The organism is Bacteroides sp. Marseille-P3684 (assembly GCF_900291465.1).
In the GTDB taxonomy this organism is placed as follows: domain Bacteria; phylum Bacteroidota; class Bacteroidia; order Bacteroidales; family Bacteroidaceae; genus Phocaeicola_A.
Map to the genome: position 1 here is coordinate 410103 of NZ_LT985808.1, position 15338 is coordinate 425440.

Genomic DNA, 15338 nt, shown 5'->3' on the forward strand with positions numbered 1-15338 from the left:
TTATAGCTGATAAACCCATATAATAGGTTCGTATTAACTCATAATGATATTTGGCATACTTTGTATCTATGGCATGTGAAGCGTTGAAACAGATCGGTTCATGATGGGCTATTCGGTTACGAAATTCACGGATGGCAGTCAGTTGTTTGTAGATTTCTGTTTGCTTTAAACCATGCGCCTTGCTGGAGAAAGTACCTGCAAACATTCATCATATTCCATTTGATATCAGTCTAAAAACGAGATTTATCTTGCAAATATAAAAGACAATGACTATATTTGCAAGCGTAAGACCCTGTTGTCCCTGCTGAATAAGCAAACTTCAGGGTTATTGTTTTTTATATCCTGTTCCATTCGGAGACTTCTGCTGTTCCAAGCATTACTACAAGAAATCTGTCTGTAAGCATCTGACACACCTTTTCTCTCCCAAGCGTGTGTGTCCCATACGTTTAGACAGCATACGACAACGCCTCGGTTGGAAGATTCTATTTTGCATCGCTCTAAAACACATCCAGCTCAGCCATACTCAGGGTCCTGCTTCCTCCTTCTGTGGACGTAATGACAATCCTGAGATACCTTCCTTCCACTTTCTCCTTGAAGTAATGGAAACGCCGGGTAGGGTCGTTCACCAGATTGCCGAACGTGAAATCATCGGCCTTGCTCCACTGCTTGCCGTCCGAACTGACCTCAACGGTTCCGCCGGTTATCATCCCCTCTTTGTGCTCCTGCTGCGGAGTATAGGCAAAACCACTGATAGGCCGCTGTCTTCCCAAATCCAGGCAGAACGTTACCGGGAGACTGACCTGCCCGACCATCCAGTACGTAGCCGGTTGCTCATCGAAAGCTGCTTTTAGCGGATGTTGCGCGTCTTCGGGAACGGAAGCCGATGCCTTCCAGCCCCTTTTGAGCAGTCCGAACCGTTCCTCGCAGACCGGACCACGCTCTTCACCCTCAAAGGCTGCCGCCTTCAACAGGGCATTTTCCACAAATACGGGTCCCGTATAGACCGGCGATGTGGAGTCCGGTACACTGCCGTCCGTCGTGTAATGAATCCGGACGCCTTCGGGCAACTCCCCGGCGATGTGCACCCCACCGTCCACCTCTCTCCACATCCGGAGTTCCGGCAGACGCTGACGGTAGTAGTGAGCCGACACACGACTGATTACAGGAGAAAGCCTGGATGAGGTAATCCTAACTCGCAGCTTTCCGGTCGTCACTTCAGGGAAGCGCAGGATGCGTTTATAGCCGATATTGGTGCCGCGAGCTATCTCTTTCCATTGTCCGTCCATCCAGGCGTCAAGGGCATGCTGTTCCACCCGTTCACTGCCTGTGCGCACCGCCTCCTGCAACACGAGGCGGTTCAGTGTTATCGGTTCGGGAACGGTAATGACAAATTCTTTCACAGCCCCATCCAGCAACAGACCGGTGTCCTCATTCCCGTCCAGCACTTCTCCCGGTCCGTCTGCACCCTGCAATAAATCCAGACCATACGTCTCACGTATACGGCTGCCGACCTTCCTCAACACGGAGACATCGGCTGACGAAAACCTGCCTTCGCGGTTAGGCGGAATGTTCAACAGAAAAATCGAGTTGCCTCCTACCGCCCGCTCATACATGTCAAACACGTCGTCCGCCGTCCTGACACGCTGATGGACATCATCTCGGTAGAACCACCCATCACGAATCGATGTGTTGACTTCCGCCGGCTGATAGTGCAGATAGTAAGGTCTTTCTCTCGACAGCAGCACGTGCCGTGTCCCCAAATCACCGTGCAAGTCGCGGAACTCTTCCTGGGATGCAGGGTCCTCATCGTATGCCCCGATCACATTCCATTCGCTTTCACGCGTACGTCCGGCTTCATTGCCGCACCACCGCACGTCTTCCCTTCCGAAAATAGTCGCTTCGGGTGCCAACGTCCTAATCAGCTCACGCCATGCCTTATAGTTGTATTTCTGCCCTCCTTTCCGCCTGGGGTGAGCGCCATCAAACCAGACCTCATGCACAGGACCGTACTCCGTAAGCAACTCGAACAGCTGATTCAGGAAATACTCGTTGTAATCGTCCACCACAAACCTGAACCGCGTCTGATTCCTGAAAGGTCGGCCGGGTACTTCTCTGGGGATTGTACGCAGGGTCGGGGTACTCCCGTTCCCATACAGTCCGTCCGGGCTCTCTATCTGGAAAAGGTCTGCCGGAGACAAGTATATGCCCAACTTCAATCCGAATTTCCGGCAAGAAGCCGACAGCTCCTTCAGCACATCACCCTTTCCGTCCCGATACCCGGTAGCCATGATTCCATGACTGGTATAACGGCTTTGCCACAACACGAACCCGTCATGGTGCTTCACGGTAAGAATGACCATCTTCATGCCCGCCGCTTTCATTGCCTCACACCACTGGTCCGTGTCTAGCTCCTTCAGGTCAAAGGTCTCGGGACTCTCCTTCCCCGTTCCCCATTCCATCCGGGTAAACGTATTCGGGCCGAAATGGACGAACGCAATGAATTCATTGTTCAAAGCTTCCCACTGATTGGTTGTGGGCACGACATGCGCAGCTTTGGCCATGACCTCATCGTCCGTGTCCGTAGCCTCGACCCGGATTGAGTTACACACCTCCCTATCTTTCTCCTTTTGAGCATACAAAGTGACAGACAGCAACATGAATGCCACTAGAATCTTTTTTCTCATCCTGTTCGTTTTATATGTGCCAAAGGTAACACTATTATCTCGCATGCAGAATCAAATCAACTCCCAAAAAACGTGACCTTACGAAAATGAGCGAGAAAGGTTGTCATCTTCTACCTTCCTCGCTCATTTTCGCCTGTATCAAGCCGATGGGCTAATACAATCTGAAGTCAATATCTATTGTCATTGTGTTGGGAGCATCATCGTATGTCAATGTTCCTCTAAGATTTCCTTCAATACCCGGCCATCTGTGTCCGACATATTCGACATCTATGTCTTTCATGCGGCCGTTGTTTGCCCACGGGACCTGTGCTTTTTGTTTAGCTTCCTCTGTCACTGTGAACATCTTCCACATGGCATAAACCGGATATCGCTGTGTCGGATGGTAAACCTTGGTCACCTTCTTATTCAGGTCTTCCACCGTAACATAGCATGTATTGTAAGTTTTAATCTTACCCTTATCGTCGGGAGAGTAAATGACAGTGTTGGTCAGCTCGACATCATCGATATGCAGAAAAAGTGTAACGATGGAATCTTTCGTTTCCAGCAGCTTTACCTCCCAGTCAAACTTCGCAGGAGTATCACTCTGATCATTACTGATGAAATCATACATGGATTTGTCGATAAGCCTATGTTCATTTACGTCATTCATGAACACATCTTCACCATTCACCTTTCCCTTAACATAACTTTGATGATAGATGGGCTCTTCCGGTTCATTATCATCTGAACAGGAGGTTAGCGAAAAGAAGGATATAGCAGTCCATACAAGTGCATATCCGAATCTTGATAGTTTCATAGTAGCATTATTAAATATGAATTTACGTTCTATTTGACTGCCGCTAAGAATGTACAATCTTTGATGAAGCGCCACATCCTTCCGACGATTTCGACACAAATATAACAGAGCCTCACATACATAGCAAAAATAAATAATCGAAGCGGACAAATTCGGCATCGAAGCGGACATCGGACTACCTGCATCAAGCCAATGGGCTAATACAATCTGAAATCAATGTCTATTTTCATTATACCGGGAACGGTATCATCGCATGTCAGTATACCGTTAACCCTTCCTTCAATACCCGGCCATCTGTGTCCGACATAATCTATATCTACCCCGCTATCAGCTGTCACCATAAACGTTTCCCACTTGGCAAAAACCGGAGAGGAATGGGTCGGATGGTAAACCTTGGTCACTTGTTTATTCAAGTCAGTCACCGCAACATAGCATGTATTGGGAGTCTTGATCAGCTCTTTATCATTGGGAGAGTAAATGGCACAATTGATCCTATCGACATCATCGATGTGCAAATGGAGGGTTACAATGGAATCCTTCGTCTCCATCAGCTTTACCTGCCAGTCGAACTCCACAGGAATATCACTTTGGCTATTACTTCTAAATTCATACATGGACTTTTCGCTCAGTATGCTAGAGTTCAAGTCATTCATGGCGATGTTCTCATCATTGACCTTCCCCTTTACATAACTTTGATGATATGCAGTCACTTTCGGTTCATCATCGTCTGAACAGGATGCTATCATAAGGAGGGAGATAGCCATCCATAAAAGTGCATATCCGAATCTTAATAATTTCATAATATCAGTCTGATTATCAAATAAGCGAATTCAGTAATATCACACTCAGTCAGAGCTTCCCGACCATACGTCAGATAGAAGCACGCCACTAATATAGCTTGAACTGGAGTTTCAGGGTGAGAGGACTTCCTTCATAATTGTCTCTGAAGAGCATTCCGTCCAGACTTCCCTCAATTCCCGGCCATTCGACTGTTCTATACGTCAAGACAACATTATCTTGCCGTTTCACCTTCGTATCCGTGCTTACCTTGAATGACTTCCACTCTACCTGCACTGGAGATTTGCCTGTCAGATGATACATGTCAGTCTTGCCGTCTTTAAGATGCTTCACTTCCACATAGCAAGTGCTTGACGACACGATTCCATCTTTATTGTCATTGAGAGAATATATCAGCTCATTATTCTTCCTCAGATTATCTATATGCAAATACAGGGTTACAATCGAATCTTGAGAATCAAGCAACTTTACCTGCCAGTCAAACTCTGTAGTCATGTTACCTTGGCTATTGGTCGTGAAGTCATACATGGACTTGTCAATCATTATATTGGCATTCAAGTCATTCATAAAGACCTCTTCACCATTCACCTGTCCCTGTACATAACTTTGATGATACACGGGCTCTTCCGGTTCATCTTGATCATCATCTGAACAGGATGTCAGCGAAAGGCAGGATATAGCAACCCACACAAGCGCACATCCAAGTCTTGATACTTTCATAGTAGCGATTACTTAAATAGTTACGTTCTTTTTAATCGACGCAAATATAACAGAGCCTCACACGCATAGCAAAAATAAATAATCGAAGCGGACAAATTTGGCATCGAAGCGGACATCAGCAAGCAAAAGGACCTTTCACACAGACAGTCCTACCGCCCGAGCCAACGTTTCAGGCTGCCATAGCGTTCCTTGCTGACCGGAATCACCACCTTGGGATAGAACGTCAGGTGGACAAACGTCTTGCGTGTGGCGTCCGTCGTCAGACTGTCGACGGCGGATAGGTGCACGATGTCCTGTCTGTTGGCACGGAAGAACGTGACCGGGTCCAGTTCCTCCTCCAGCTCTGCCAGGCTCAACCCCGTCTCATAGTTCGTCTGCTGACGCGTATACACCCTGACGCATTTTGCCTCCATGCGGATGTAGCAGATGTCGTCGGTGCTGACCACCACCTGACGGTCCTTGTACGTACAGACGACACGGTGGCGGTGTGTCCGGTCGCCCAGGTCTGAGAAGTCCGACAGAGGGACGGGCAACACATGTGCCAGGTTGTGAAACTTGTCAAGCGCCGCCTTCAGCTCCGCCTCCTCGACGGGTTTGAGCAGGTAGTCGATGCTGTTGTACCTGAATGCCCGGAGCGCATATTCGTCATACCCCGTGGTGAAGATGACAGGCACCACCACCCGGCTGCGGTCAAAGGCTTCAAACACCGTCCCGTCGCTCAGCCGGACGTCGGCAATGATGAGGTCGGGCAACACTCCGAGGTCGGCAAAATAGTCCCTGACCTCACAGACGGAAGTCAGCGGTCCCTCGATGTCCGCCGTCTCCTCCTGCCGACGGAGCAGCTTGGAGAGTCGCCGGAAGTTGTAAAGCTCGTCTTCAATGATCAGTATCTTCATAGGCATGGGTTGGGTATAGGATAGGTATTCTCACGATGTATTTTCCGCCGTCCGTCCGGGTCTCCACCCGGTCTGCCCCGAGCACCCGGTAACGTTCGCGGACGTTCTGTTGTCCGATGCCTGCCGACGGCAGATGCCCGTCCGCCATCGGGCGGTAGTCGTTCTCCACCACATAGAAGTCATCCTCCCTGCGGATGCGGATGTGCAGGGGCTGTGCGTCCGACCGCCGGTTGTGCTTGACGGCATTCTCCACCAGCAGCTGCAGCACGCCGCGCACGATCAGCGTCTCACCCTCCATTACCTCCGCGTCGGTCTGCAGACGGACGGACGGTCCGAAACGTATCGCAATCAGAGCCATGTAGCGGTCCAGGTTCTCCAGTTCCTCCCGGATGGTCACGCAGTAGCGGTCCGGACGCTGGAGGATGTGGCGGTAGATGCCGGCAAGGTCTGCCAGGAAGGCCTCTGCCTTCTCCGGTTCCGTCCCTACCAGCCCGATGGCGATGTTGAGGCTGTTGAACAGGAAGTGCGGGTCGGTCTGACTCTGCAGGGCGAGCATCCGTGTCTCGGCTTCCACCTGCTGTTGCCGTTCCCTCCGGGCGGTGGCTATCTTGAGCTCGCGGACGTAGCGTATCACCAGCTGGAGTGCCAGCAGCAGGGTCGACACCATGGAGAGCACCATGTCGTTGAGCAGATGGTCGCGCAGGCTCCATTTCTCACTGTCCATCAATCCGTACACCCCAATCTCCACCCAGGTGATGGGGACGGCGACCGCCATGTTGAGCAGGAAGAGGATGGAGAGCAGCAGGGACAGCGTCATCCTGCGACTTGCAAAGAGTATCCGGTGGTGGATTTCAAAACGGATGAGGAGGAAGCAGAAGAAGGTCTGCGTCGCACAAACGGCGAAGTCGGTGAGATATTCAATCGCGGAAGGGAGGATGACGGGTCTGTCGGCAGTGCTGTCAAAGAGCATCCACATGACCTCGTAGAACATCCACAGAAGGAGCGACACGCGCAGCCACTTCTTCACAAACGGTCGTTGTATGGTCGGTTGTATGGTTACCACGGCAAGAGATATGAAACTAACACGGCAAATATAAGCATAATATGTGAGTCGGGGAATGATGGGGAGGAAGAATAAAGAGGGAACGTCGGGAGCGAAATACTCCTATATAATGCCGTAACGCTTTTTAGTAGCGTTGTCAAAGATATCTGTTTCTTGAGAGTGTGAAATCTTGAGGTGCAAAAATTCCACCTCAAGTTGGGGAGGACGCCGATACAATCCCTACGCTTTCACGGAACAGGGTATATACATGCTAATGACGGTTCTAAAAGGAGATTTGGCCACCAAGCAAAGTAAAGCCTTAATTCGCATCTTCAAACAAATGAAAGACTACATTGTGGACAATCAGCCTTTGTTGGGGCAAAGGGAGTATTTGCAACTTCATCCTCGAAAGATGGCGGCAATAAGGTAACAACGATTACAGCGGTCACGGATGGCGAAATATATCATCCAATTATAAATCAACTTATTCAAAACCCAGAATTGACACTGAGGTGAATTCAAACCGAAAACGATCATTTATAACGGTTTTCGACACGAACCCGGGAAAATCTAAATTTGAGACGGGGTTATGCATACTTCCAAGTCACTACTGTCCACTTTTTTATTTATACTGGCAGCAAATTCTTTACGCCCGGCATGAGGATGAGCATCTATCTATTCGACATTTCACATCCCGACACATTGCTATAAAAATCCCCCAATCTGCTGACACAATTTCTCAAAACAGTATTTTCAGCTAACGCGTACTTTTGAGAAATGGACCCTTCCAGCGAGTAAATGCTAAACCCGATTAACACAAATCGCCTATTTCACCCGCATATTTTGCATTTATAAACACAAAACAGCTGTTTTTCATGCGCGAAACAATATTGTTTCGCATGTCAAACACTTGTGTTTGGCTCGTCAAACAATATTGTTTGGCGGGTGAAACAATATTGTTTCATCATTCGATGTAAAGAAAAGAGAAACTCAAAGAATAAATTCTGACATCTGCTCTCTAAAAGAAGCGGAAGGGCAACCATTTTACAACTATCACAAGACGCACCATCTTCTCCTGCATACATTCATTCCGTCAGTCATCAGACAGACAATCCAGCAGCACGAAACCACATCCATACAAACAGCGACAAAATGTATTTTGCGAATCGCCCGAGAAGCCCCGTTTTACTCACCGCCCCGTATTTTGGTGCAAGCAAGGGCACTGTGGAGCGATTCGTTTGACACTTTGACAAAATGACAAAAGAGAATTTTCCCTATTCCACCGCAATCACCTCCAGATCATCAGGGACGACGATGCGTCCGTGGAAGTTGCGTGCAGCCTCTCCGGTGTAGTCCTCACGGCGGGTGGAGAGGTGGCGGTCCTCGGTATGATAGAGCAACAAATTGCGGACGTGCAGGGAGGCGGCAAGCTCACCGGCTTCAAGTGCCGTACTGTGATGCTTCTCGTAGGGCTTGAAGATTTCACGGTCGCGGTAGAGGCAGAAGGCTTCGCACAACAGCCAGTCGGCTCCCTCCACACAGGGGCGGTTGGCAGCATTGAACGGCTCGTCACCCAGACAGGCCAGACGGATGCCGCCGGGAAGCCAGGCACAGAAACCGAACTGTTTCTCCTTGGCTGACCGGATGTCAAAACACTGCAGGTCGATGCCTGCTGCACGGAAACGGTCCCGGTCCTCCAGTTCGTGGAAAAGGATGGCAGACCCGATGAATGCCTGGAGCTTGGCAGGGAGTGTCAGCCAGCAAATCTGTTCCAGCACTCCGAGTGCACGGGCGTGACTGTAGAGGGTGAACGTACCGGCATACGTGCCGCTCTTCATGCGCTGTGCCACCATGCGGACCATCCAGACGGCACCCAGGATGTGGTCCGTATGGGCATGGGTGATGAACATGTCGTGAATGTCGGACAAGGCGAGTCCGGCTTTTTCCAGCTGCGAAAGGATGCCGTTGCCTCCTCCCCCGTCCACCAGCAAAAGCCCTTCGGCTGTCCGCAACACAAAACAGGTGTTATAGCAACGGGTGGCTGTGGCATAGCCTGTCCCCAGCATGATGAGTTGATTGTCGGTCGGTGTGCACATAGTCTGTCTGCTTTTTTGGGTACAAAGGTACACTTCCCGGGCAGAATGGTCCAAAAAAGTTGCCGACGGAAGCGAAATTCTTCCGCACGCGTGCCACATTCTGCCGCAAAAACGTTTCCTTTGTAGGAGCGTTACGTCCGCCTTTTATCTGGAAATTTTCTATCGTACGCTCGCCCCGTCTGCAGCACGTGGCGAAACAACAACAAACATAATAGCTATGAAAACACCTTGCATGCTGACGCTGGCGGGAGCCTTGATCCTGGGTTCCTGCAGCACGGACAAAGAGACCGGCGGGATGCTGTTCCCCGCCGACGGTGCGACCGGAGTCAACCCCGACACGCACCTGGTACTGACCTTCCACGACACTCCCGCAGTGGGCGACTCGGGAATGATACGTGTCTTCAACGCCCGTACGGGAGAACCGGTAGACAGTCTGGACCTGAGCATCCCTGCCGGACCGACGGAACCGCGCACCTACGGACCGGAGTGTGACTACACGAAGGTGCCCTACGACTACACGCGCACCACCATGCCCACCAACCGCGACACACGTCCCGGCACTCCGTCGGGGACAGCCGAACCGACGCCGCCCGACTATCAGCTGAACATCATCGGCGGATTTACCGACGCATTCCACTTCTACCCCATCATCGTACGCGACTCGGTGGCAACCATCTACCTGCACAACAACATGCTGGAGTACGGACAGACCTACCGCGTGGAGATTGACCCGGGCGTGCTGACACTCGCCGACGGCAGCTTCCGGGGCATCGACGGATGGACCTTCACCACCAAGGCGGAAGCGCCGACACAGACCGATACGCTTGTGGTCGATGCCACGGGACGGGGAGACTTCAACACCGTGCAGGGCGCACTCGACTACCTGCCCGACTTTGCCGAACGGACGACAGTCATCCTCGTGCGTCCGGGTGACTACGAGGAACTGGTATACGTGCGCAACAAGTCGCACGTCAAAATCAAAGGGTCGGGCATGGACTGCACCCGCGTGCATTATGCCAACAACGAGGTGTTCAATCCCCACCCGCTCACCGTGAAGACCAACGAATGGCCGGGCACCTTCCCCTCCCGGCGTGCAGCCTTCGCACTGGACAACTGCCGCGACATCGAGGTGGAGGACATCACCATCGCCACGGACCTGCACGGACAGGCGGAAGGACTGCTCATCAACGGTGAGCGCATCGCCTTGCGCCGCGTGCACATCATCGGCTCGGGCGACGCCTTGCAGGCGAACGGGACCATCTATATGGAAGAATGCGAACTGGACGGCGGAGGCGACACCATCCTCGGACGGGGCAGCCTCTTCGCCTACCGCAGCAACTTCCGCAACGATGGCGGACCCTTCACTTGGGTGCGCAACACCAAGGGACATCACGGCGACATCTTCGTGGAGTGCACGTTCTCGACGAACAACGGACGTCTGGCGGACTATGGCCGCACCAAGTCCAACCACGGCACTGCCTACCCGGATGCCGAGGTAGTGCTCATCGACTGCCGGGTGAAGAACATCCGTCCGGAGGGCTGGTCGTCCATCGGTGAACCGACGGCACGCATGCTGGAGTACAACACACGCGACCTGGAGACCGGACGTCCGGTGGATACCTCACGCCGCCACCGCTACTCGCGTCAGCTGGATGCCGTGAAGGATGCCGAGCTCATCAAGAACTACCGCACACCCGCCTACGTGCTGGACGGATGGACGCCGACCAGGAATTGACCGGGGCAGGAACACTGCCACATCGCCGGGTAATTGCCGGCTGCCCGTTGGCAATTGTCAATTTATTTACGTACTTTGCAGCACCGTTTAACCGGAGGCGGCGTGACGCCGTCTCCACTTTTCCTTTTTAGTCTATGAAACACAAACTGATCACCCTCGGCTTCCTGTCGTTGCTGGCAGGACTCGCCCCCGTGCAGGCACAGGAGTCTGCACCCTTCCGTTCACCCTTCCCTTCCGCCCTCAACGTGGCACATACCTGGAACCGGAGCCTGACCAAGAAGGCGGGACTGGTCGTCGGCAAGCAACTGGCTGCTGAAGGGGTCCGCGAAGTGGCACTGCCCGACCTGACCCTCGTGGGACCCTCGTCGGACACACCCCTGCTCAACACCTACGGCGAAAGTCCCTATCTCACTGCCGAAACAGGCGTGGAGATGACCAAGGGGCTACAGACCGACGGACAACTGAAGGCGTTCATCCGCATCGAAGAGAAAGAGAAGAAAGCATCCTACGTGCGCCCCTGGCAACGGGTGCTCGACGAAGCACATGCCGCCGGCATCGCCACACCGGCACAGATAGCGGCTTCGGACACGGACGGCAAAGACCTGGGACCCTGCTCCGACGAATTCCGCAAGACCGCCTTGCAGGTGGCGCATGAATCGCTCACGCTGCTGAAAAATGCAGGAAACATCCTGCCGCTCGACACGGCGTGGGTGAAGTGTGTGGGGGTCACGGGCGACGACGGACTGGTGGCGGACATGATGCCCGTCCTGCAACAGGGACTGCCCTGTGCCGTCAGTACGGACACGCGGACGGCAGACCTGATTATTGTCTTTGAGGACGACGACATCGACAGCGGACGCATGGGCAGTCTGCTGCTGACGGGGAAACCTGTCGTCGTGGTGCTGCTCAACAGCCGTCCGATTGCCTTGGGCAAGGCGCTCGACGCCAGTGCCATCCTCGAAGCCTGGCATCCGGGACGCGAAGGCATGCAGGCCATCGCCGACGTACTCACGGGAGCTTACAACCCGGGTGGCAAGCTGACGGTCGCCTTCCCCGACTTCGCCTTCGGACACGGACTGAGCTATGCCGACTTCCGCTACACCGGACTGCGCATCGAGCCTGCCTCCATCGGTCCGGACGGCAGTGTGACCGTCCGCTTCAACGTGACCAATACCGGTACACGTCCCGGAGCCGAGGTCGTGCAGGTCTACCTGGAGGATGAGGAGAGTTCCGTCCCGCTGCAATGTCCCAAGCTGGAGGCGTGCAAACGCACGAACGTCAATCCCGGACAGACCAAGGAAGTGAAGTTCACCATCCGTCAGCGGAACATGGTGCTGCTCGACCACTCGGGGCAGTGGACGGTCGAACCGGGCTTCTTCACCGTCCGCGTGGGTGGAGGCAGTGACGACATCCGTCTGCAGGGACGCTTCGAAGTGAAATGACAGACTGACGGGCGGGCCGGAGAAGGAAGATGCTTCCACCGGTCCGCCCGTCAGCTCAATGGAGAAAGGGAACGGGAGCGCTACGGACGCGCCTGCATCAGCGCACGCTCACGCTCCAGCTTGTGGTTCTCGTAGATTTCGTCGATGATGCCGTCCGACAGTCCGATGACGGGGACATAGATGTACGCCGCCGAGACGATGCCGGCAATGAGCAGGAAGATGTTGCCTGCCGGCACGATGACATCGGCGCGGTCGGGCTTGAGAGCGTACTTCGCCATGCGTTCCTCCACCGGGAGGGCACGGAGCGCCTCGTGGAGTGCCTGAAGCGTGACGACCGACATGCGTTGCACGCGCTTGTCCTTCTTCTCTGCCAGCCGGTAGAGCTTGTTGATGTTCCCGCCCGAGCCGACAATGTTGATATCGCTGTACGACTGTGCCAGGGCGGCGAGGTCGGTCTTCAGGCGGGTCCATTCGCTCTCCGCCACCGCCTCATTGAGGATGCGTACGGTACCGATGTTGTAGGAACGGCTGCACACCAGCTGGCCCTCGGAGAGGAGGTTGATCTCGGTGCTGCCGCCGCCTACGTCTACATACATATAGTTGCCCTTGCGGTCGCCCATGTAGGTCAGGTGGTTGTTGTAGATGATGCGTGCTTCCTCCTGTCCGTCGATGATTTCCACGCGGATGCCCGTCTTCCTGGCAATGCGCCGGATGATGGACGAGCCGTTTCTGGCGTCACGCATGGCGGATGTGGCGCAGGCACGGTATTCCTCCACATCATAGACTTTCATCAGCTGACGGAACGCCTTCATCACGCGCACCATGTCCTTCTCCTTCCGCTCGGAAATGACTCCGCGGGCAAACACGTCGAAGCCCAGGCGGAGCGGTACGCGCACCATGAGTTCCTTGCTCATCTCGGGGGCATCTGGCCCCTCCTCCACATGCTTGATGAGCAGTCGCACGGCATTCGAACCGATGTCGATTGCCGCGTAGTTGGTCCCGCAGGCGGGGACTGTCTCAGAGGTTATCGTATGCTTCATTCTTCTGTTGCTTGTTCTTCGTTCAGGTAATATTCATACAAGGCTTCCTGCGAGCGGAAGGGTTGTCCGCCCTCGTCAGGCTGCTTGAACAGGTTCTTCCCTTCGCCGTCGACGATGCGCGCCTGGAGCGTGTCGCGCAACCCGAAGTCGACGATGCGTTTCATCTCTTCCTTCACCTCCGGGTCATAGACCGGTGTGACCACCTCCACACGGTTGTCGAGGTTGCGCGGCATCCAGTCAGCGGACCCGATAAACACCCGTTCCTCGCCCCCGGCAGCAAACACGAAGATGCGCGAATGCTCCAGATAGCGGTCAATGATGCCCGCGATGCGGATGTGGTCGCTTACCCCGGGAATGCCCGGCACAAGAGAACAGTTGCCACGTACGAGCAGGTCGATGTCAACCCCTGCGCACGACGCCTCGTAGAGCTTCTCCACCATGACGGGGTCGGTAATGTGGTTAATCTTTATCTTTATGTAGGCGGGCTTGCCGCTCTTCCGGTTCTTGATTTCGTTGTTTATGAGCGCGACGAAGCGGTTCTTCATCTCGTTGGGCGACACGAGCAGCTCCTTGAAACGTACGGGCGTGTAGGGACGCTCGATGAAGCCGAAGACACTGTCGACATCCTTCACCAGGCGGCGCGATGCCGTCATGAGCATGCAGTCGGTGTATGTACGTGCGTTGCCTTCATGGAAGTTGCCCGTACTGATGCAGGCGATGTCCGCCCCGTGCTTCATCCCGATGTGGACAATCTTCGAGTGCACCTTCAGTCCTTCCACGCCGAAGATGACCTTGATGCCCGCCTCCTGCATGCGCTTCGACCAGTTGATGTTCGAAGCCTCGTCGAAACGTGCCAGCAACTCGATGACCACGGTCACCTTCTTGCCGTTACGGGCTGCCCCGATGAGGGCGCGCACCACCTTCGACTCTCGTGCCAGGCGATAAAGCGTAATCTTGATGCTCTCCACCTCCTTGCTCACGGCTGCCTCCTGAAGGATGCGGATGAAGGAGTCGAAGTTGTGATAGGGGACGTGGATGAAGCGGTCCTTCTGCCGGATGCGGTCGAGCAGGCTCGCAGGACCGTCCAGTTCCCGCTTCAGGATGGGGGTCCATGTAGGGTAGCGCAGGTCGGCACGGCCGCAGTCGGGGAAGCGCATGAAGTCCTTGTGGTTCTGGTAGCGTCCGCTTGCCAGCACGGTGTCCAGGCTGTCCAGGTCGAGCTTGCGGAGGACGCGCTTGAGCAGGTCCTTCGGGATGCGTGCGTCGTAGAGGACGCGGAGGGGCTCGCCGCGCTTGCGGCTCTTCACGCCCTTTGAAATCTTCTGGAGGATGCCCGTGCGCAGGTCGTTGTCTATCTCCATCTCGGCATCGCGGGTGAACTTGAACGTGTACGCCTCGAAGGAGGTGAAGCCCAGTCCCTCAAAGACGAGCGGCAGGCAGCAGCGCACCACATCGTCGAGATACATCAGGTAGCTGCGCCCCTCATGGTCGGGCAGGCGGACGAAGCGCCCGCAGGGACCCACGGGGACCTCCAGGAAGGCATAGTCGGCAACGGGCTTCGGTTCCGTGCGCGAGACCTTCACGGCGAGATAGATGTTCTCGTCGTTCTCATAGTCGAGCCACTTGATGGCGGAGAACCACACGGGCACGATGAAGCCGCTGAGCCGTTCGCGGAAATAGCTGCGGATGAAGTCCAGCTGTCCGGGCGTCACCTCGGTGTCGTCGACGAGACAGATGTTCTCGCGCCTCAGCTCCTCGGTGACCTGCTCCACCGCCTGGGCATAGGCCTTGGCATAATGGGCGTTGAGCTTGCCTATCTGCTTGATAATCTTCTTTGCATGTTCGCTCTCACGGACGGCTGCACGGTCAGCGCACTCGGCGATGCGGCTCTGGCTCGCCATGCGTACTCGGAAGAACTCGTCGAGGTTGTTCGAGTAGATGCCCAGGAACGAGAGCCGCTCCAACAGTGGGACATGGGGACGGGTGGCTTCCTGCAAGATTCGTTCGTTGAAATACATCCAGCTGATGTCTCTCTCCAGGTAGGGAGAGCCTTTCTTCTTCTGTGCCATAAGTGATTGGTTTGTGTGGA

At 54.2% G+C, this 15338-nt stretch carries 11 protein-coding genes and 1 pseudogene; 3 read left to right on the top strand and 9 right to left on the bottom strand.

Annotated elements, in window-relative coordinates:
* Positions 1-497: 497 nt before the first annotated feature.
* From C8275_RS01690 to C8275_RS01715, 6 genes are all read right to left on the bottom strand, one after another.
* Positions 498-2684, bottom strand: coding sequence for an alpha-L-fucosidase (locus tag C8275_RS01690; protein ID WP_106483829.1), 2187 nt, complete (start codon positions 2682-2684; stop codon positions 498-500).
* A 151-nt stretch (positions 2685-2835) separates the two neighbouring features.
* Positions 2836-3480 (bottom strand): hypothetical protein, encoded by a 645-nt coding sequence (locus tag C8275_RS01695; protein ID WP_157948123.1) that lies wholly within the window; start codon positions 3478-3480, stop codon positions 2836-2838.
* 197 nt (positions 3481-3677) lie between these two features.
* Positions 3678-4280, bottom strand: a complete 603-nt coding sequence (locus C8275_RS01700) for a hypothetical protein (protein WP_106483831.1) — start codon at positions 4278-4280, stop codon at positions 3678-3680.
* An 88-nt stretch (positions 4281-4368) separates the two neighbouring features.
* Positions 4369-4998, bottom strand: a complete 630-nt coding sequence (locus tag C8275_RS01705) for a hypothetical protein (RefSeq protein ID WP_106483832.1) — start codon at positions 4996-4998, stop codon at positions 4369-4371.
* Between the two features lie 149 nt (positions 4999-5147).
* Positions 5148-5894, bottom strand: coding sequence for a LytTR family DNA-binding domain-containing protein (locus C8275_RS01710; protein WP_199881838.1), 747 nt, complete (start codon positions 5892-5894; stop codon positions 5148-5150).
* On the bottom strand, positions 5875-6921 hold the full coding sequence (locus C8275_RS01715; RefSeq protein ID WP_157948124.1) for a sensor histidine kinase: 1047 nt from the start codon (positions 6919-6921) through the stop codon (positions 5875-5877). Before C8275_RS01715 ends, C8275_RS01710 begins: the two co-directional genes overlap by 20 nt.
* A 193-nt stretch (positions 6922-7114) precedes the next feature.
* Between C8275_RS01715 and C8275_RS01720 the strand changes: the two are divergent.
* Positions 7115-7336: pseudogene (locus C8275_RS01720) on the top strand (ORF6N domain-containing protein); the annotation flags it as partial.
* Between the two features lie 874 nt (positions 7337-8210).
* Here C8275_RS01720 and C8275_RS01725 read toward each other — a convergent pair.
* Entirely contained in the window at positions 8211-9032 is an 822-nt protein-coding gene (locus tag C8275_RS01725) for an MBL fold metallo-hydrolase (RefSeq protein WP_106483835.1), read from the bottom strand.
* 295 nt (positions 9033-9327) lie between these two features.
* Between C8275_RS01725 and C8275_RS01730 the strand changes: the two genes are divergently transcribed.
* Complete coding sequence (locus C8275_RS01730) at positions 9328-10767, top strand: pectinesterase family protein (RefSeq protein WP_369861202.1); 1440 nt, start codon at positions 9328-9330, stop codon at positions 10765-10767.
* A gap of 134 nt (positions 10768-10901) precedes the next feature.
* A complete protein-coding gene (locus C8275_RS01735; protein WP_106483837.1) occupies positions 10902-12209 on the top strand; it encodes a glycoside hydrolase family 3 C-terminal domain-containing protein in 1308 nt (435 codons plus the stop codon).
* A gap of 80 nt (positions 12210-12289) precedes the next feature.
* Here C8275_RS01735 and C8275_RS01740 read toward each other — a convergent pair whose 3' ends face one another.
* Positions 12290-13249 carry an exopolyphosphatase gene (locus tag C8275_RS01740; RefSeq protein WP_106483838.1) on the bottom strand — a complete coding sequence of 320 codons (960 nt, stop codon included), beginning with the start codon at positions 13247-13249 and terminating at the stop codon, positions 12290-12292.
* Positions 13246-15318 carry an RNA degradosome polyphosphate kinase gene (locus C8275_RS01745; RefSeq protein WP_106483839.1) on the bottom strand — a complete coding sequence of 691 codons (2073 nt, stop codon included), beginning with the start codon at positions 15316-15318 and terminating at the stop codon, positions 13246-13248. The genes C8275_RS01740 and C8275_RS01745 overlap by 4 nt, the downstream gene beginning before the upstream one ends.
* Positions 15319-15338: the final 20 nt, after the last annotated feature.